Raw genomic sequence first — 19,415 nt, forward strand, 5'->3', positions numbered from 1 at the left:
CCGATGTGATAGTCGCACATCCAACACCTCGATACGGAAGGTCGGAAAACAACGACATGAGCGTCAACGATATAAAAAATGCAGCGGAATTCGGACGGTTCGTATATTCCAACGGTCCAGGATACGACGAACCAACCGTTAGGGCAGCTTTCAGGAACGCCGTTCCCCTTAAGACGATCGCCATTTACTGCTACGATCCGCGGGCTGCAGAGATACCATCTGTCCTCGCCAAAGTCTTGCCCGATGAGATTTACCCAGGCGAGGTGATCTATGACGCAGCCGGCAAGAAGGTAGGCGGCACCGCGACAATCATGCCCGTGGTGGTCGCTGGAGGGAGGGCCATTGACGCCCTTCGATCCATCACGATCGGACATCACTTGTTTGGCGTGACCAACGTCGCGGTGGTACATCATACCAATTGCGGTACGAGCAGCTTCACCGCGCCTGGACTTATCAAGACATACCTTGCCGAGGAAGGCGAAGACATTTCGACGGTGTATGAGAAGGACAGTCTTGCTATTGCGAACCTTGCAGAGACCCTTGACCACGATGTAAAGCTTCTGCGTGCATCAGCCGGCATACCAAAGTCGGTCAATATTTACGGGTACGTGTTCAACATTGATACCGATGAATTCACGTTGCTCATTTCTGATCTCGGCACGAAACAGTAACGCCTCGCATGAATTGGTCACCCCTATGACGCCCGAGGCCGGTCGGTTCGAGGAGTCTTAGCCGGTACCCGATTGGTTTCTTCATCGCGCCTCGACCAAGCAGGTTGCAGCCCTTCGCGCAGTGGAACGTGATGGAGGAATCGGACACCGTTGCTATGGGCAGGCGGCGGTACAGTGGGTCTGTCTGAACCGTTACGCTTCTGCAGCAAAAATGATGGGGAACGTTACCTGTAACTCAGAGGTAGCAAGCGGCCAGGATCTGCCTGCTCTCGCCAGCACTACTGGCATTCAAGCCGATGAGGCTGTACTCTCATGCGTTTCGCCGCCACTCCAGTGGAGTAGCTCCGGTGATCTTCCGGAACATGCGGGTAAACTGGCTCGGGTCAGAGAAGCCGGTCCTCGCCGCGACGTCGGAAACGGTGGAACCTGGTACAAGGAGAAGGCGTTTCGCGCGTTGAACTCTCGTCTTTAGGATGTACTGATACGGGGTTTCACCCAAAGATTCCCGAAACGCCCTTGCAAAATGATAGCGACTTAGCGAATTCAGATTCGCCAGTTCCTCTAGTCGAATGTCTTCATGCAAATGGTCTTCTATGTAGGCGATGACTCTCTTGATATGGCGTTGAGAAAGACCTCCCCGAAGATGTGGGATCGACTTCGATAACTCTCCATATTTACGGACCAAAGCGACCGACAATGCCATGCTAAGGAGATCACCATATAAAGCGCCTGTGCCCCACCCGCTCGCCATTTCGCGATTCATCGCGTCTAGCAGAAGTCCGACTTGATCATCGCGAAACGACCATAGTAGTTTGAAGTCACATAGTCCCCTGAGGCCCATCTGTTCTGTAGCGTCTGCAAGCAACGCAGGTTCAAAAGCCGCAACTATCCTCTGAGTCGATCCGTGCCATATAACGCTGTCCCGGGTGCCAGCCGGCAATAACATCATGCTCCCAGGAACGGATCGTTCGCGTCCCGATCGGCCAGAGCATAACCAGTCCATATCGACCTGTCCGCCCGTCTGAAAATGCAGACACAGAGACTCGTGATCGTGGACGGGAATCTCGCATCCTGCGTGATGATGCTTCTCCAAAATCAGGCCACGCCAAGGCGAGCGCCGGCTGTCCAGGATCGGGCGTTGTTTGAACAAGGGAACCTGTTCTTTTCCGGCCCGGACAAACACACGTCTCTCTTCCGAATAGCCTGCCAACGTCAGTTCCTCTTTCCTCGTCCTGTTCAGCCTTTCTGATGCAATCGGTTGCTCCTCCATAACGATGAGTCCCCCACAACTAACAGCAATATTCCACTGGTTGCCGCATCATTCCACCGAATACCCCTTGAGTAGCTCTACATACCCGTTGGATGATGGGAGAACAACGGCATAGCCTTCGACCTCCTGTGAAATCAAGGGCACGACCACAGTGGCTATCCATATAAGACACCGCAGAGAGCGCCCGAGTCCAGGAGTAGTTTGGACGCTTCTCGGCGGAATGAGACGGATTGCAGTACACCTCTGAACGCAGATGCTTTGGCTCCCAGATGCTTTTCTCGGTAAGCGCGGCCATCGCGTGATGGCGCATGACCGCCGAGACCTCGGACACTCTGGGCAGTCCTGGAGGCGGGGATGATCTTGATACCTGTGCCGATGATCTCGCTGAACTCTTCGACAAGCTTGATCGAGGCGAAGTTAGTTCGGTACATCGGACTACGGCAACAAGAGGGTGAAGAAGGCTGTCTTGATCGGTGCGATCCCACCTGTGATGGCTCGCAGGATTGAGTGACCTTGGCTTGTGAAAGTAGAACGTGAGAACTCTCTAGAGGTCGAAAGCTATTCTTCCAACAAAGGCCGGCAGTATATGCAGATTCCGTCTCTTGTGCAGACTCATTCGCAATATCGTTGCTCTCCGGTGTCGCCGTATAGCAGAGACCGGATTAATCGCTCACCTGACGTGGCATATATGGTCGGAGCTAGCCCCGCCGTGCGTGAGGTTATACCGGGAATTAGTGAGGCGATAAAGGTGGAAGCGGTTTGCTTCGACTCAACCCGGGAGTTCTTGGAATGTAGCCGGGAAGAAGAGGCCTCTTGCCTCATCTTAAACTTGTGTCATCGGAATGAGGAGGGATTCCAGCTGCAATGCCGGTTAGCCGAAGAGGCTTACCCTCCGGTCATTTTTACTTGCTATCACGGCGATGTTCCTTCCGTCGTTCGAGCGCTGAAGTGCGGTCCGGTGGAGCTGTTGGCCTCACCGATCAGCCCTGCCGATTTGGAGGATGCAATCTTGTCCGCACTGTCTAGGGACCGAACACAGCGACGACAGAGGGCCGAGCGGGAAGATCTCCAACGGCGATATTCAATTCTGACGCCGCGCGAAAGGGAGGTGCTTCCCTTGATCGTTGGTGGGCTATTAAACAAACAAGCGGCGTCGGTCCTTGGGATTTCGGAAGTGACGCTTCAAATTCACCGAAGCCAAGTGGTGCGGAAAATGCAGGCTCACTCCATTGCGGATCTCGTCAGGATGGCAGCAAGTCTTCAAATCCCTTTCTGGACGGAGAATGACACGACCTCGGAAACCCTGCCGCAGCGATGCCCCTTTGCTACACCACACCATCGGCCGGTGCGAAGCCGGCACTGGCGGCGGTAGTTGAATTAATAAAGCGTAAGCTGGCAATAAAGCAGCGCGGAATGTTCTTCACCCGTCGGTTAGAAATCTTGGATTGAATCCCGGGCTGGCCCAACTCACGATGGGATATGGCAACGAGTCGAAACAAAATGGGCCATTTGATTCGAGGCAAACTCTAAAGGCCAGAAACACAATGCTTTGAGACCTCTGCGTCCTTCCCCTGTCGTCAGCATCAATGGACAATTTGCTCCTCGCCAAGTCTTTGCGCCACGCGTACACCGCAGGATGCAAATTCGCCATGATGGCTGCTGAAGCCGGAGGCGAGTCGCAGGCGAAATCTCCCCAATATGATCGCAGAGAAATCGAAAGAGAGCTCCCAGCTGAATGTGCCTCTGAAAGCCCTCTTGTTCTTCACCGATACTCCTGAAGGGCGTCAGGCAGGTATTGATTTTGTGAAGCGAATCAACAATCACACTGTCGATCCCGAGTATCCTGCATCGCAGGAAACGGTTCAGGCGCAGGCAAAGGCTTATAGCACCTGGGGGCTCACACCTGCGGATTACACACAGTTGGAAGCCATCAAGCAGCCCGTTCTCATTGTCAACGGCAATCAAGACTTGATCGCCCCTACCGTAAATTCGTATGTCCTTTATCAGCACATCCCTGAGGCGCAACTCAGCCTTTATACCGACCCCGGTCACGGCTCATTGTTCCAGCACTCCATGTCCTGCACGCGCTAAATTGCCATTTTGTTTACTCCTATGGTGGCACCACACGATCGCCCAAACATGCTCAGGGTGGACTCACGGCGCAGCAAGTGAGAAGAGCAACTGAGTTTCTCGATGCTCATCTAGACGCACACATTGACCTGCAGCAGGTGGCGGAAACTTGCGAATTTTCACTGAGTCATTTCGCCCGGGCCTTCAGGCAAACGTTCGGAAAGCCACCCTATCGGTGGTTGATCGAACGTCGGATTGATAAAGCTCAAGATCTGATTGCGAAATCCCGCCTGCCCATCGCGGATATCGCTATTCAATGCGGGTTTACGGATCAATCAGGGCTCAACCGCTCCTTCAAACGCATCCATGGGGTGACTCCAGGAACGTGGTGGCGGACGACCACTAAGAGGAAATAGCAACAAATCAGACATGTGTTGAAGATCTCGTCCATCTCTCAACCTTCGCTCGAACCCTGCCTCTGCATTGTTCGTATGCAATGAAGAGGCCGCGAGTTCGACGCGTCAGACGACCGGATCCTCCGCCTTGGCGCCTACGGAGGGAACGGCGCTTCATCAAAAAGCGGTAATATCTCGCTTTTGACGGTTTTCGCCTAGATGCTTTCGTATATCAAAAACATGCTCGAAAAATAGGACAGCGAATGTTGGACTGCCGCACAAGTGTGCGGAGATCAGCATGCGATTTGCACGGATTTCGAAAGAGCTGGAGCAGATCGCATCACGTGTCGCAGAAATTTCAGGACGAATTGAAACGTAACGGATAACGGCGAACACAGGATACCGCCAGATGGATTCTGATGTTATTAGGACGATTGGCCGGCGCCCCGCATCGCGACGAAATGTGAACAAGATTCGTTGGGCGCTGACTGATCTCTCCTAACACCGAGGGACTCTTTCTACGCGTACCTGAAGCCTATCCAGAGCAACAGGTTAGCCACGCAAGAGGGCGCTCCTTCATCTCTTCCCGCTGCCAGTCACACACTCAAACCGGTCTTACTGTTCGCCAAGAAATCTGTGGAACAGTATCCATTAACCGCTCGGGAATTGGTCGCTCTTCACGGGATGGATCGGGATGGGCCAAGGAGCGGCGCGGATTCCTCTACTTTCTCAGACCGGAACGGTACTTTCCTGCCAGCGCTTCATAAGGGTATTGCTTGGCAGAGACTTATCTGCCACTTTGTGCGAAGTCTCTACTCCTGCCACTGGTAAACCCGTTGGATCGAGCAGGCCTATCTGAGTCAAGACCGAAGCCTGATCCCAATAGATGTGCTCATGCGCAACTTTGTCGCCGACGAACTTAACTATTGCAACCATCGGGATTTCGACGGCGCGACCGGTCGGTGGAACTCCTGGCAGCAACCAATCGATCTCAGTGGTGTGGGTAAATTGACAGATGAATTCATCAACGATTGTGTCTTCTCCAACAGTACGGCTAATCGGTAGGAGACCAAAGTCGGGCGGGTTGACCGGAATAAAGTGGTCGGCGTAGAAGCGCTTAAGCTCTTCGTGTCCCACTCCACCGGTCATAGTGGGAATGTGGTTCACATAGGGTTCTGGCACCATCGTGGCCATGGTGGCATTCGCATCTCGAGTCTCAAATTCGCAGCGGCAGTGACCTTCCCAAAGTTCAACTAGATTCGGCTTTGACATACGCTCTTTCCCTGATCCCTGAAATTTACTTGGTAGTGAGCGGTCCAATAAAGACGACCGGGTCTTTGCGCTCTCAGTTTAACTCTCGTCGTAGGCTAGTTTGTTCTTAGACATAGCTCTCCTGAGGAGCGCCTAAGGCTAACTAAGCTGTCACCCGAGCATTGTAGCCGTCGATCCTTACTTTCTCGTAAATCGTACTCGATGAATAATCCCTGCACCCTCTTGAATTATAAGGAGCTGGTGAGGGTTTAGATCCTGGGATGGGCAGAGATTACCGCACTCCTTGTCCACCTCCACAATGGTGTGGCCAGACAGTCGACCAGGCGAGGCCCCAGAACCGCTCCGGCAAGATTGACGAGGCTGCGGCGCGTCAGATACTTGGACATGATTACCCTCAATATTCTGGTCTGAGTCGGCGCTACAAACCGGCAGATGCCGGCGGCCCGATAGACTCGCGGACGCGAAGTTCTGCTTCAAGCCTAAGAATCGTTTCAGGAGGGCTATCTTCGTTCGGCTTCCTCGTCATCTTGCGGATCAAAGCAGCCGCGGATTCTCTTCCGATGCGGTAACTAGGCTGAGCAATGCAACTGATCTGCGGGGAGAAGAGTGTTGCCCAGCTGAACCCGTCGGCTCCGACCACGAAATCGTCGAATCCGATCACGCTAACCTGGGCTGGACACCGCAGGTCCAGTTCCTTGAGCGCACGCATCAGCCCCAGGGTCATTTCATGGTTGTGAGAAAAAATGGCAGTAGGGGGAGTCGGGAGCTGCATCAGGCCGATAGCAGCTTTGTACCCTCCCTGCAGGTTGAAGCTGCCCGTCCTGACGTACTCTGCAGGCAATGGGAGACCGAACTCGGCGAGAGCATCACGAACCCCTTTCGCCCGCTCTTCGGTAGTGAGGACTCCCGGAATTCCGGCGATCATGGCGATACGCTTATGCCCCGCCTCAATTAAGCACAGTGTTCCCCGGCGGCTGGCGTCAACGTTGTCGACCATGACAACTGTGCCCAGGTACCCCGCGGGAAATCGGTCGAACAACACGATGGATAAATTAGGGTCGAGTCGCTCATAAGCGAGAGACTGAAGATTTGCTGGCGCTATGATGATTCCGTCAACGCGGCGCGAGATGAGAGTAGTAAGTTGCTTTTCCTCTTCCTCTTCATCTCCTCGCGAATCCGCAATGAGTATGGAATACTCGTTTTTCCTGGCTTCATCTTCAACTCCGCGAAGCACTTCAGCATAAAAGGGACTCGCAATCTGGGGCATTACCATGCCGAGTGCGTGCGACTTCTGGATGCGAAGACTGCGCGCAAGCATGTCGGGCTTGTAGTTCAGCATGCGGATGGCACGCCTGACACGGACCGTCAGTTCCTCACTGACAATCGTCTTACCATTGACCACGGCAGAGACCGTGGCAACAGAAACTCCGGCCAGTCGCCCCACATCCCGCATCGTTGTTCGGCTTACTTTTCGGAAAGGCGCCATTCTAATCGATTCGAGAGGGAAACCTAGTCTAGCAAACTTCCGTCTCGTGACAAGCTTCTTCCGTGTGACAGCGGTGCCAAGAAAGAAAGCCCCGGGGCGTTGGTACCCTCACCAGGTAGAAAAAGCCACCACCCGCGGGCGGGAAGAAGACCCATCGACCTGATCCGTCTCCAGAACGAGTTCGAGGTTCTTTTCCGCCCAATCCCTGGGCAGGCCGGCGGTGACCTTCCGAAGTGTTTCTTCGTTGCATAGAGTTCGTTCGGCAGCTTCTGTGCCTACCATACCGGTTCCGCCAATAATGACTATCGGTTGACTGGTCTTTGAACTGAGCAGTCGGGCAACGATTGCGAAATCCCTGCTCCCAAGCCTTCCTTGCGGCTCGGGGCGCCAGGTGCGGGCAGGATTCGATTTGTCCTCGATCAACGCAAGATCTCCTTCTTCCTTGAATCGATACGGAAGATCAGAGCTCATCTTTAGCGTCCATGAATTATTGAAGGCGCCGATCAGCACGGCCGGAGAGCTTCGCAGATCAGCAAACGTCAGGTCTCTGCCGATTCTGGCCTGACTATCTTGATCCAGCCGCGCGAGCACCTTGGATACGTCAGCGAGTGCATAAGCGTCGTCTTTGTTTACGTAATATTCGACTAAGGGTGTGATATTCCTGCCCTTGATAAGCACGTCAGGATCCAGCGTGACGGGCACCGTATTCATCAGGAGTTGTGAGTCGTCGCCACTTGATTGAGGCGGCCTAGACCTCCTGGCCACATCAGAACTGAGCGCGTAGCTGACGGGTGAAGGTAGACAGATGAGCACTGGATTGTGCGCTGAAAAAAGCGGCCTCCAAAACCGTCGCAAAGAAGAGCTTGGACGCAATCCAACAGCGACAAACACGGCGGCGATGGCGGCTGAAACGACCAGCAATACTATCGGCCAGTTCCACAATTTCCTCTGCCGCTCGACAACGACCCGTTGAGAACTCTGCTCTGCCTCTACCTCTGCTTCTACCTGAGCCGGTGCGGATGATTCGACATCCGTGGAAGCTGGTTTTGCTGGTGCATCAAAATGGGGAAGGTACGAACCGAGGGGAAGATCAATCCTAACGACCGGAGCGGGATTTTCGGCATAATACTTGAGCAACCTCCTCCTGACCTCACCCGCCTTCACGCGCACTACTGGATCGTCTCCGGTGACGTAGGTCGGCGACCTATGGTAAAGGCTGACGCCGATTGAGCGCTCCTTGAGCGCTTCGCCGTTTCCTTCGAGAGTCTCATGGACCACATGTGAGAGGAATTCGCGCGCTCGTGGGCTGGTCCGGAAAGCCGTGCTATCGAGGATCGTTTGGAGTTCCGAGAGGATCTCGTTCTTGAAAGCATCTTTGCCGAACCGCGCATGAGCGGCTCCAGGCTCTCTCGGTGATGTCATGCCGTCCCCACAACCAACGTAACGATATTAACAGACCCACAAACGGGTTCGAGAGAGAGGCAATACCTGCGTATAGCCACGCGACACAAGTATCTCAAACAAAAAGATTTGATTCAGAATTTTGCTATCGATACTGTATCGTACCTCGTCGGCTCCTAGACACTCCGAATCGTTTAGATATAAAAACCGCTTTGCAATAAGGACGTGTCGCCTTTGGTGGTCAAAGCCCTCCCTCATCGGGAATAGGACTCAACAATGCACACGATTCTGAGATTGGGACGACCAGGAAGCTTTAGGAGCAGGCCATGTGCAGACGCGTATTTCTTAATTTTTTCATGCTCTTATTGAGCATCGGATTGACTCATTACTGCCTCGGACAAGGTGGTCGCGGAACAATCAACGGGACAGTCGTGGATCAATCCGGCGCAAGTGTTCCTGGGGCTCATATTGTCATTCGAAATCTCGATACCGGTCAGATCCGAGAGGTGATCGCTGGCGACAATGGGCAGTACAACGCGCCGTATCTTCCAATTGGCCGGTTCTCCATTTCTGCGGATCATCCCGGCTTTGCTGCGACCACCCAGGATGGCATGACTCTCACTGCTGATCAGGTCGCGACTGTGAACCTCTCACTCTCCGTCGGCCAGACTGAGGAAAAGGTCGAGGTCACGGCAAATCAGTTGCAGATCAACACCACGAGCGCGACCTTGAGCCAGGTCATCGACTCCACTCAGATTAATGAACTTCCCCTCAACGGCCGAAACCCCGCGACGTTGGCCTTCCTCGTCCCCGGTGGCACGAATGGAGCGGGGAGTGGCGCCATTCAAATCGCTGGTCAGGGAGCAGGATTCCCCAACGAGACGGGAGCGTCGATTAACGGCAGCCGAATGGGCGGGATTTACTATACCCTCGATGGCGTCTACAACATGGACAGCTATCTCCAGACGGCCAACCCATTCCCGAATCCCGATGCTACCCAGGAGTTCCGGGTCCTCACCAACAATTTCGGCGCGCAGTACGGTTTCGCTTCCAACGCCGTCGTCAGCGTAGTGACCAAATCCGGGACCAACCAATGGCACGGCGGGGTCTTCGAATTCGCGCGGAACGACTTCTTCGACGCCAAGGACTACTTCTCCGGCGTCAAGGACGGCCTCACCAGGAACCAGTTCGGCGGTTCGCTCGGGGGCCCCATCAAGAAAGACAAGGACTTCATCTTCGGCAATTACCAACAAACGCGGGAGAGCCAGGTCAATAACAGCTCCTCCTCATATGTTCCAAACGCAAAGATGCTTACTGGAGACTTCAGCGACCTTCTCTCCGGCCCGAGCCCGGTCCAACTGCATGATCCCCAGGGAAATCCCTACGTCAACAACCAGATTCCGACCGGCCTGTTCAGCAATACCGCTTTGAATATCGAAAAGCACATTTCGCAAACCACCAACCCGACCGGGTTGGTGTACATCGCCGGGCTTCCGACGACGGATACCTACAACGAGTTCACGATTCGCAACGACTGGAGCCCGAATATCCGTAACCATGTGACCGGCCGGGTGTTCTACGACAAGTACGACCAGCCCGCAGCATCCGGGGACAATTTCCTCGCGACCAGCGACGGCTGGCCGGCGGAAAACACGAACTACGTCGGGACGTGGACTTTCATCGCGACGCCGAAGCTGGTGAACAACTTCAGCTTCGGGTATGACCGGCTGAACAGTTCCGCCAACAGCGGCATCAATCAGAGCTGGAGCCAACTGGGCGCCAACATCCAGACGGCCGATCCGAACGCGACGATCTTCGTCAATTGGGGGGGCACCGGTTTCAGCTGGTTCGAACAAAACATCAAGCAGAACCGGCACGATTTCGACATCGCCGACAGCCTCTCAATCACCGCGGGCAGGCATGACATCGTTGCCGGCGTCGATGTGCTCAACAGCTACTCGCTCGAACAAGCCTCATGGCTGGCGGATCCATTGGTGTTGGTCAATGGCTCGGTCACGGGCAGCTTCTTCTCCGACTTTCTGCTGGGCGAGCTGAATACGTTCGAGCAGGGCGGTGGCGAGTACAACGTCGTTCACAGCACCGAGCCCGACGCATTTGTCCAGGATACGATCCACCTCAAGCCCAATTTGACTCTCTCCCTCGGGGTCCGCTACGAGCCGTGGGCCGCTCCGAAGACCGATCCGGACGGTCGTATCGTGGACTTTGTGGCGGGTCAGCAGAGCACCGTATTTCCGAATGCTCCCGCGGGCATGCTCTTCATCGGCGACAAAGGCATTCCCGATGGCGGCTACAGCAGCGAGTATGCCAACTTCAGCCCGCGAATCGGCATAGCCTGGCAGCCGCCGTTGCTGAAGAACACGTCGGTGCGGGCCGCCTTCGGCCGCTTCCATGTTCCGTATGCGCTCACCTACTACAACCATATCGGCGACAACGCTCCGTTTAGCCCGACGTACAATCTGACGCAATCTTCCGTGGCGCCCGGCACCAACCTGCTTCTGGATGACCCGTACAAGAACTACACGCCGACGGGCGGCGTATCGCCCTTTCCGCCATTCTCGAAGTCGGGCTTCAACCCTCCTTCCAACGTGGCGTTTGTGACTCCGGTGAATGTGCAGGCGGCTTTCAATCCCAAATTCCGGCTACCCTGGCAACAGAGTTGGAACCTCTCGATCGAGCATCAGTTTCCCGCGGGCATTCTCGGGACGGTTGCTTATGTGGGCAGTCAGGCCTATCACCTGGCGGTGCCCAACGATCAGAATCCCGGCATCTACGCGGACGGTGGGGCGCGAACGACCTTACCCGAGTTCAGTTCGATCGAGCTCTACGAGTCGCGCGGCGTCTCGAGCTATCACGCGCTTCAAATCAGCGCTCAAAAGAACTTTGCTCATAATTTCCAGTTCATCTCCAATTACACCTGGTCGAAGACTTTGGATGAAGGGTCTCAGAGCGACCTCTCGAGCGGTCAGGGGCAGAGCGACCCGTTCAACTTGAGTCATGACTACGGGATCTCCAAGCTCAATGTGCCTTTCATCTGGTCCAACACACTGGTGGCGGAAACCCCCTCTTTCAAGGGGAAGAATGCATTGATTCGTTACGGGCTGGGCTCGTGGGAGCTCTCGGGAGTGGGGACGGTAACCGCTGGCTCGCCGTTCAGCGTCGCCGGCGGGAACGGAAGTAATAATTCCAAGTCGCAGCAGAACTCCGACCGCGCCGATGTGACCGGACAGCCCTTCGAGGTGAAGCAAGGATCGAAGTCTCATTGGCTGCAGCAGTACTTCAATCCGGCGGCCTTCGCGATCAACGCCCCAGGTACCTTTGGCACGTCAGGCCGGAATCTTCTTCGGGCTCCGCGGCGGGACAACATCGACATGATGCTGGCGAAGAACTTCCGGTTCGGCGAAGTGGATAATCTCCAATTCCGCTGGGAGATGTTCAACGCGACGAATACTCCGGCGTTCGGCGCTCCCACGGCCGACCCCTCAAGCTCCGCCGAGGGCCAGATTGTCAGCACCATCAATTCGGCGCGCATTATGCAATTTGGCGCCAAATTCAACTTTTAACCGGCTCCTCCTTCACAGCCAACGATAACGACCCGGGCCCATGCTTTTCATGGGCCCTGGGTCTACACTCCGGTTAAGCTTATGGCTCTCTCAATAGGATCCCTGCACAACCGACCGATTCCACACGAATCGAACTAAACGGTGGCGATCTTTCCAGGAGGACGCTAGCGACTGACTTCCGATGATTTTGCCGACGCTCCCAATTCGCTCGTCTCGATGCCCGCTCAACCGCCGGCTTGCGCACGGAAAGAATGCGCGCTCGGCCCGGGTGTATCTTCTCTCTTCTGTGGCCGGTTTACTTATGCTGTCTCTGCCAGTGTCGGTTGCGCTTTCCGCTTCCCATTGGGCGACAAGCTCACAGGCCCGGCGACCAGCCAGCGGACATCCGGCGGCTCAAACGAAGTCTGGCGTCAGTCCCGAGAAGATCCCGGTCTATCGCAATACATCAGCGGACGTAAGGTATGTCGGCTCGGCGGCGTGCAAGAGCTGTCATCGATCCGAGTATGAACATTACCTGCAAACTCCGCACGGACAGGCAGCCACACTGCCTGAAGGCCGCCCTGAACTGAGGAACCTTCCGGCCGCGGGCGACACCATCTGCCCCGACGGCGGCGTGCATTGCTTCCGCGTCTTTCCTGACAAAGGAGGCTACTTCATGAGCCAGTTCGACCGTGGGGCGAACGGGACAGAGTTACACGTCGAGGTTGAAAAGATAGCATTTGCTCTTGGAAAGCCGCTGATGGCGACCGGATATTTGATTCAGCGGGGGAGTTATCTCTTTGAAGCTCCACTTACCTTCTACTCGGCGCCAGGCCCGGAACATACGAACGGGTGGGCTTTGTCTCCGGGTTACGACAAGGACTCGCTCGGCTTTACCCGTCCGGTCGTGGACTCCTGTATCACTTGTCATGTCGGCCGGCCTCGTCCTACCGATGCTGCCAGCAACCTCTACAAGTCGCCGCCATTCGAGGAGCTATCCATCGGTTGTGAGAGCTGTCACGGTCCGGGGGGCCTTCATGTCGAGGAGCGTCAAGAGCGGAGATCCGGCCCAGCAGCGATCGATACGTCCATCGTCAATCCCCGACACCTCACGACGCAGCTTGCCGACGAGACGTGCATGTATTGCCATGAACTGGGTGAAGCTCGGGTGCCTCAGCCGGGAAAGAGTTTTCAGGATTACCGCCCCGGCGTGCCGCTTCTGCGTACTGAAGCCATCTTCAAATCGAAGCTCCTGTTTGGCTGGAACTTAGAGGAATGGTCGGACGAGATGGCGGCCAGCGCGTGTTACCGGTTCAGCAAAGGAGCGATGCGCTGCTCCACCTGCCACGACGCGCACTTTACTCCCTCCGCCCAGGAGGCGCCGTCCTTCTATCGCGCGAAATGCCTCACCTGCCATCAATCCTCAAGCTGCACGCTGCCCTTCTCTGAGCGGCAGCACACGCAGCCGGTCGATAACTGCATCACCTGTCACATGCCCAAGCATGTAGCTCCCAAGCTGGTAAAAGTTGGTGGCGAGGGCACATCGCATCGAATTACTAAAACCGAAGATGAGCCGATTCCGCAGGTCGACGCTCCACAGACATCTCCAAGCGCGGCCTCGGGGATGATCCTCATCGATAGCGATGGCGCCGACGCGCAGAAGCGCCTCAGTCCGATCGTTTTGCTGAAAGCCTACCAGGGAGTCCTGGCCCACGACGACAAGAATGACCTGGCTGAACGTTACGAATCGCTCCTTCAAACTATGTCGAGCGACAAGGACGACGCATCGGTATTCAGCGCACTGGCGAGCTCTGAGTTGGCGAAGCACACGGACGAAGGCAATCGCATGGCGATCCACGATCTGTCGGAGGCGATCCGCCTGCATTCCGATTCTCCCCGGGATTACATGCTGCTCTCGGAGCTGGACTATCGTGCAAGTGACCTTAACTCGGCGATCACGACGCTCACCACAGCTCTCGCACAATTCCCCTATGTTCCCACACCCTATGAAAATCTTGCGGTTTGCTATCTGCGCTCGGGGCAGTCGTCGAAAGCCTCCGAGATCATTCATCGCGGGCTGGAAATCTTTCCATCCGATAGAAACCTTCTTCTTCTAGATCAACGAATACATCCTTAGGAAAGCTTTGATTGAATGGACAAACTTCCCTCCGCGGCTGAAGCCGCATTCATTCTGTTCAATTTGTGGCACGACTGAAGTCGGTCCCTTCAGGCGTTGGACTTAAGCAGAGCTTCCTTAGGGCGGAGTAACTCCATTCCTATAAGTACTTACCGTGCACTTTGAGTTTTCACCAGCACTTTATCTAGAGGAGCGAATGACTTATTTCCGCAGAATCCAAGGGCGAATAGCCTGCAAGCTCTTCCTTCATCTCGCCACGATGTCGCTTACTTTGATCTCAAGCGCGGAGACGCAGCAGAGTGTGGCCCACGCCAAATGGCCTGGTCCGGGACAGCTCTTCGTTGGAGCCTGCTACCAGCCCGTCGACCGTTCACCTGAAGAGATCGATCAGGATATCGCCTTGATGAAAGGCGCCGGCTTCAACGTAGTCCGCATGGGCGATCTTTCATGGGATTCTTTTGAGCCGGCGGAGGGTCAGTTCAACTTCGAATGGTTCGACAGAATCATCGACAAAATGCAAGCCGCCGGAATCCATGTGATTCTGGATATTCCGGGGCCGCCTGCTCCGATCTGGCTTCACCGCGCCTATCCCGGTGTCGATATCGTCAATCAGTCCGGCGACCGCGTTCCTCCCGCCGAGCGCTACATGGACGATATCTCCGATCCGGACTACCGTCGCGAAGTTGCTATCCTGGGCGAGGCGATGATGAAGCGCTATGCTCGTCATCCCGCCTTGATCGCCGTTGGATACGACAACGAGATCGGCAATGGGTACATGTCGTATTCTCCCGCGGACCGGTTGCGCTTTATCGGGTGGCTCAAGAACAAGTACGGCTCCATCGACGCGCTCAACAAGGCATGGGCGACGCAACGCTGGTCCCGCCGCCTGGCGAGCTTCGATGATGTCGACCTTCCGTTGGCAGACGGTCCCGGGCCTTCGGAGCGCTTCCTCGATCTGCACAGATTCTGGTCCGACACCACGGTTTCTCTCCTAGCAGGCCTTGACCAAGAGCGAAGGCGGATCGCTCCCGATCTTCCGGCGATCTCGAATCTCTGGGACAATGCTCCCCGCAGAGGCTTCGACTATCTCAGCACCTATAAGTCATACGTATCGTACGGCGCGGAGGGCTTTTATCCGGGAGACCCGGTCAGTGGGGCTTTCGGAGCGACCATGGTCAAAGGAGATCTACCGACGCCGATCTGGTTCAACGAATTTACGGCGGGGGGCGGCGGCTTCTATGGCACGCCCGGGCGAAGCCGCATGTACGCGTACCTCGGTCTCCTGCTCGGTTCGCAAGCCACACTCGCCTGGACCTTCAACAGTCATCTCGGTGGCGAGGAACAGGCATTGTTCGGCCTGATCGACCATGACAATACCCCGTCTTGGAAGCTCGACGAGTTCGCGCACATTGCCAGCGACTTCAAGCGGCTGCAGACGCTTGGCTTCCCTCGCTATCCTCGTCCCGAGGTGGCGATCGCATACTCGTTCGCCTCCTTTGTCGACTCCCATCCCAACGGGCCGTCCAACACCACGCTGCAATACTTCAAATACCCCTATACAGACCAGGTGCAGGGGGCCTTCGCGCCGCTCTTCCGAGACAACATGGATGTCAGCATCATCAACGTCGGCCATGCCGATCTGACTCCTTACAAACTCGTCGTCGTGCCCGCGGATTTTGTTATGGACGAGGCCAGCGCGACCGCCCTGCGAGAGTATGTGCGCGCAGGCGGCGCGGTGCTTATGACCGCGTTCTCCGCCAAGGTGGATGAACATGGCCAATGGTTTAACACGCCGCTCCCGGGCCGCTTGAGCGACGTGTTCGGTATCAAGGTGAATGCTTTTTACGAGACACCAAAACCTCTCAGCTATGAACTGGACGGAAAGAGCTACCAGACCGATGTTCGCTTTTACGAAGTGCCTGAACCGTCCACAGCGACTACGCTCGCACGCTTCAAGGACCTTCCGGCCGATGTGCCGGCCATCACGATCAATCAGTTCGGAAAGGGCAAGGCGCTTTATATCGCGATGCCAGCCAGCGACAAAGTCATGCAGCCGATCTTGAACCAGCTGATCGCGACCCTTAGTCTTCATCGGGGGCCCGAAACCCCGGAAGGTGTCTATGCCCGAAGCGTGCAGGGCCGGACCCTGTATGTGAACAGCACTGCCTCCTCGCAGAGCATTCCTCTACCGGGTTTGTTCCATGCCACTCTCTCAGACCGCGACATGCATGACACTCTTCAGCTGAAGTCGTTTGAAGTGGAACTAGTCCAAACAAAAAATAATGACGCGCTAATGCAGGCCAAACCTAATGCAGGCCAAACAAAGATCGGCGAATGACATGAAACGATTCCAGATAAAAAGCAGGAGCTTGATCGAGGCGGCAGTTTTGTCTACGGCGTTGTTCGCCGGCGGCCAGGTGTCGAGCGGCACAGACCATTCCCCTCAAGCCCCCATCCCTTACTCGACTTTGCAGCACCTGTTGAGCACGGATTCCTCCGCGACGATAGTAGAGAAAGCTGCCAAGGTTCTGCCGCGTCAAAACCAGACAGAATGGATGCGACTCGAACGAACGTTCTTCATTCACTTTGGACCCAATACATTTCGCGAGGTCGAATGGGGCACAGGCCGTGAAGATCCGCGGGTATTCAATCCGACCCAGTTGGACGCCGACCAGTGGATGCGCGCCGTCAAGGACGGCGGCGGCAAGATGGTGGTCTTGGTCTGTAAGCACCATGACGGCTTGAGCTTGTGGCCCACTCGATACTCCAGGCACTCGGTTGCGGAAAGTCCATGGCGCGACGGTAGCGGCAACCTTGTACGCGAAGTTGCCGATGCCGCGCGGAAGTATGGGATCGAGCTAGGTGTCTATCTCTCGCCCGCCGATCTATACCAGTTAAGAACCAATCCAACCAATCCGGATGGCTACTACGGAGATAACAGCCGTAAGGTGGCATCGACCATACCGACCAATCCAGCCAGCTTTAAAGCGGACCCATCAAGAGCACGCAAGATAGTCGCAGGCGGCCCTCAGTTCCGCTATGACGTCGATGACTACAACCGCTATTTCTTGAACCAGCTCTATGAACTGCTTACCGAGTATGGCCCAATCCGCGAAGTATGGTTCGATGGGGCGAATCCGGATCCCAGTGTTCATGAGGAGTATGACTACAACGCCTGGTACAGCATGATACGCAAGCTGCAGCCCAAAGCTATCATCTTCGGTAAAGGCCCAGATGGACGATGGGTGGGCAATGAAGGTGGTATAGGCAGAACCACCGAATGGAGCGTCATCCCACTACCTGCTCCGCCCGACGAGTTCCGCTGGCCCGATATGAGAGACAAGGATCTCGGCAGCGGCGACAAACTTACGCCTGGCTCCTACTTATGGTGGTACCCAGCCGAGACCAACGTTCCTATTCTGCATGGGTGGTTCTGGGCCCCGCAAAAACCATCACGGACTGCGGCCGAGTTGATCGACATCTACTATCAATCCGTTGGTCGTAACAGCAACTGGATCCTGAATATCTCTCCAGACAACCGCGGGTTAATACCCGATCTTCAGGTGGCCCATCTGAAGCTGATGAATCAAGTCATCGACAAAACCTTTGCAAACAATCTCGCCAATGGAGGGACCATAGCCGCTGATAGCTCAAACGGCGATCATCCCCCCGCTCACATCCTGGATGGCGATCTGGATACGTGGTGGGAAGCGACTGCTGGCAAAACTGCGGCGTCGCTGACTTTGACTCTTCCTGCTCCAGTCACCTTCGATGTCATGTCCCTCCAGGAGGCGGTCGACCACCGCAGTCAGCGGGTAGAGTCTTTCAGCGCGACATTTGGGATGGCTCCAGCTGGAAGCAGATGGACGAGCAAACCACCATCGGTCACAAGCGCTTGTTGAGGTGGGACACGCCTGTAACCACCGATCGCGTTCGAGTACGGATTACAGGATCCCGTTTAGAGCCTACTCTGGCAGAGCTTGGTCTGTTCAAGCAGGCCTCCTATGTAGGCGCTCCAGTCATTTCCAACCGCAGCCCCGAAGGATTCGTAAGTATTAGCAGCCCCCAAAATCTGCCGGTGGTTTATACCTTGGACGGCACCATACCAACCGCAAAGTCTCACCTCTACACCGCGTCCATTCCTCTGTCGAGGGGCGGCACCGTGCAGGCTGCCTGCCTCACATCTCAAGGCACAGTTGGGATGGTCGCCTCTCGACGCTTTGCCGGCTTGGCCGCTAACGGCTGGAAGGTTGTAGGGACGAACTCATCGGCGCAGAACGCGATCGACGGCAGTCCAGAGACATTCTGGATGAGCTCCAAAAGTTCAGAAACACCGCCGCAGATCACGATCGACATGGGCAGCGTCCAAAACATCGCCGGATTTGCCTATCTACCACATACCGGAACCCACATAGGCCTCATATCAAAGTACCGTTTTGAGACAAGCACGGACGGCCAACGCTGGACAACGGATGTGAGCGATGGTCGCTTTGACAACATACAAAACAATCCCGAGCTTCAGGAAGTGAAATTCGCTCCGGTCAAAGCACGATTCTTTCGCCTTACTGTTAATGAAGATGTAGGCAAGTCTGGGACGATGAGTATAGCGGAGATTTCGGTTCTCCCTGATGCTGCAACTTACTAACGCTGCTCGGTCTCGGCAGCCCGCATTCAGAGAAGAGCCGTTACAAGAATCGCCAGCAACTCAGTTAGGGAGATTGCTCCCTATTTCTGCCGGCTTGCGTCCTCGCCCGCCAGCCATCACCTTGCCGACGGACACCACTGCCGGGTCGAAGCCTTTGATAGCCATTGCCGCCACCTGAAAGGTGGCCGTTGTCGGACCCGCCGAGGTTTTGTCCGAAGCGCTTCGGTACAGATCCAGGAAAGCAGCAGTCGAGGGCGATTGCCGAACGGAAGCTTGTTGTCGCCCCCTGGCGATTAGAACGAGCTTGTAGGGGCCTATTTTGTCGCTTGTATTGCAGTTGGTCGCCTGGGTCCGTCCGCGGGAGCGAACAGAGGGTCAGCATCCTGGCCACGACGCCGATGTCCGGACAGGCCTCTTGAGGAGTTTTGCCAAGACTGCTGATCTGTTTCCGTCGTGTGTAATGATGCCGGTTCTGGCTCGATGTTCCAACACGCTGGGGTGTGGATTG

The 19,415-nt window shown here is 55.6% G+C and carries 13 protein-coding genes; 9 read left to right on the forward strand and 4 right to left on the reverse strand.

Translation table 11 applies throughout. The features are described from left to right. The first annotated feature begins 56 nt into the window (after window positions 1-56). Complete coding sequence (locus ACPOL_RS30055; RefSeq protein ID WP_114210432.1) at window positions 57-671, forward strand: carbonic anhydrase; 615 nt, start codon at window positions 57-59, stop codon at window positions 669-671. Between the two features lie 310 nt (window positions 672-981). On the opposite strand, the gene ACPOL_RS36730 is transcribed toward ACPOL_RS30055, so the two are convergent. Beyond that, window positions 982-1,941: a helix-turn-helix domain-containing protein gene (locus ACPOL_RS36730; protein ID WP_114210433.1), complete on the reverse strand. Its 960-nt coding sequence runs from the start codon at window positions 1,939-1,941 to the stop codon at window positions 982-984. 688 nt (window positions 1,942-2,629) lie between these two features. Here ACPOL_RS36730 and ACPOL_RS36735 point away from each other — a divergent pair. From ACPOL_RS36735 to ACPOL_RS35215, 3 genes are all read left to right on the forward strand, one after another. After that, the gene (locus tag ACPOL_RS36735; RefSeq protein WP_114210435.1) at window positions 2,630-3,313 is read left to right on the forward strand and encodes a response regulator transcription factor; all 684 of its coding nucleotides are present in this window, start codon (window positions 2,630-2,632) and stop codon (window positions 3,311-3,313) included. Window positions 3,314-3,639: 326 nt separating this feature from the next. Then, window positions 3,640-4,032: an alpha/beta fold hydrolase gene (locus ACPOL_RS30075; protein ID WP_114210436.1), complete on the forward strand. Its 393-nt coding sequence runs from the start codon at window positions 3,640-3,642 to the stop codon at window positions 4,030-4,032. Between the two features lie 77 nt (window positions 4,033-4,109). After that, window positions 4,110-4,427, forward strand: a complete 318-nt coding sequence (locus tag ACPOL_RS35215; protein WP_414633328.1) for a helix-turn-helix transcriptional regulator — start codon at window positions 4,110-4,112, stop codon at window positions 4,425-4,427. A gap of 708 nt (window positions 4,428-5,135) precedes the next feature. On the opposite strand, the gene ACPOL_RS30085 is transcribed toward ACPOL_RS35215, so the two are convergent. From ACPOL_RS30085 to ACPOL_RS30095, 3 genes are all read right to left on the reverse strand, one after another. After that, on the reverse strand, window positions 5,136-5,678 hold the full coding sequence (locus ACPOL_RS30085) for an ester cyclase (RefSeq protein WP_114210438.1): 543 nt from the start codon (window positions 5,676-5,678) through the stop codon (window positions 5,136-5,138). Between the two features lie 418 nt (window positions 5,679-6,096). Beyond that, window positions 6,097-7,164, reverse strand: a complete 1,068-nt coding sequence (locus ACPOL_RS30090; RefSeq protein WP_114210439.1) for a LacI family DNA-binding transcriptional regulator — start codon at window positions 7,162-7,164, stop codon at window positions 6,097-6,099. Window positions 7,165-7,272: 108 nt separating this feature from the next. After that, window positions 7,273-8,586 carry a hypothetical protein gene (locus tag ACPOL_RS30095; protein ID WP_114210440.1) on the reverse strand — a complete coding sequence of 438 codons (1,314 nt, stop codon included), beginning with the start codon at window positions 8,584-8,586 and terminating at the stop codon, window positions 7,273-7,275. Window positions 8,587-8,891: 305 nt separating this feature from the next. Here ACPOL_RS30095 and ACPOL_RS30100 point away from each other — a divergent pair, with 305 nt between their 5' ends. From ACPOL_RS30100 to ACPOL_RS30120, 5 genes are all read left to right on the forward strand, one after another. Continuing rightward, a complete protein-coding gene (locus ACPOL_RS30100) occupies window positions 8,892-12,146 on the forward strand; it encodes an outer membrane beta-barrel protein (RefSeq protein WP_114210441.1) in 3,255 nt (1,084 codons plus the stop codon). A gap of 301 nt (window positions 12,147-12,447) precedes the next feature. After that, on the forward strand, window positions 12,448-14,262 hold the full coding sequence (locus ACPOL_RS30105) for a tetratricopeptide repeat protein (RefSeq protein WP_161557657.1): 1,815 nt from the start codon (window positions 12,448-12,450) through the stop codon (window positions 14,260-14,262). A gap of 196 nt (window positions 14,263-14,458) precedes the next feature. Then, on the forward strand, window positions 14,459-16,600 hold the full coding sequence (locus tag ACPOL_RS30110) for a beta-galactosidase (RefSeq protein WP_114210443.1): 2,142 nt from the start codon (window positions 14,459-14,461) through the stop codon (window positions 16,598-16,600). A gap of 1 nt (window position 16,601) precedes the next feature. After that, the gene (locus ACPOL_RS30115; protein ID WP_161557658.1) at window positions 16,602-18,164 is read left to right on the forward strand and encodes an alpha-L-fucosidase; all 1,563 of its coding nucleotides are present in this window, start codon (window positions 16,602-16,604) and stop codon (window positions 18,162-18,164) included. Then, window positions 18,125-18,907, forward strand: a complete 783-nt coding sequence (locus ACPOL_RS30120) for a discoidin domain-containing protein (RefSeq protein ID WP_114210445.1) — start codon at window positions 18,125-18,127, stop codon at window positions 18,905-18,907. The genes ACPOL_RS30115 and ACPOL_RS30120 overlap by 40 nt, the downstream gene beginning before the upstream one ends. The last annotated feature ends 508 nt before the right edge of the window (window positions 18,908-19,415 follow it).

Source organism: Acidisarcina polymorpha, from assembly GCF_003330725.1.
Classification (GTDB): Bacteria; Acidobacteriota; Terriglobia; order Terriglobales; family Acidobacteriaceae; genus Acidisarcina; species Acidisarcina polymorpha.

Excerpts from the sequence above, each read along its gene's own strand:
- ACPOL_RS30110 (WP_114210443.1), top strand. The coding sequence starts at position 14,459 with ATGACTTATTTCCGCAGAATCCAAGGGCGAATAGCCTGCAAGCTCTTC.
- ACPOL_RS30055 (WP_114210432.1), top strand. The coding sequence starts at position 57 with ATGAGCGTCAACGATATAAAAAATGCAGCGGAATTCGGACGGTTCGTA.
- ACPOL_RS36735 (WP_114210435.1), top strand. The coding sequence starts at position 2,630 with ATGGTCGGAGCTAGCCCCGCCGTGCGTGAGGTTATACCGGGAATTAGT.
- ACPOL_RS30105 (WP_161557657.1), top strand. The coding sequence starts at position 12,448 with ATGCTGTCTCTGCCAGTGTCGGTTGCGCTTTCCGCTTCCCATTGGGCG.
- ACPOL_RS30075 (WP_114210436.1), top strand. The coding sequence starts at position 3,640 with ATGATCGCAGAGAAATCGAAAGAGAGCTCCCAGCTGAATGTGCCTCTG.
- ACPOL_RS30095 (WP_114210440.1), bottom strand. The coding sequence starts at position 8,586 with ATGACATCACCGAGAGAGCCTGGAGCCGCTCATGCGCGGTTCGGCAAA.
- ACPOL_RS30085 (WP_114210438.1), bottom strand. The coding sequence starts at position 5,678 with ATGTCAAAGCCGAATCTAGTTGAACTTTGGGAAGGTCACTGCCGCTGC.
- ACPOL_RS30120 (WP_114210445.1), top strand. The coding sequence starts at position 18,125 with ATGGACGAGCAAACCACCATCGGTCACAAGCGCTTGTTGAGGTGGGAC.
- ACPOL_RS30100 (WP_114210441.1), top strand. The coding sequence starts at position 8,892 with ATGTGCAGACGCGTATTTCTTAATTTTTTCATGCTCTTATTGAGCATC.
- ACPOL_RS30115 (WP_161557658.1), top strand. The coding sequence starts at position 16,602 with ATGAAACGATTCCAGATAAAAAGCAGGAGCTTGATCGAGGCGGCAGTT.
- ACPOL_RS36730 (WP_114210433.1), bottom strand. The coding sequence starts at position 1,941 with ATGGAGGAGCAACCGATTGCATCAGAAAGGCTGAACAGGACGAGGAAA.
- ACPOL_RS30090 (WP_114210439.1), bottom strand. The coding sequence starts at position 7,164 with ATGGCGCCTTTCCGAAAAGTAAGCCGAACAACGATGCGGGATGTGGGG.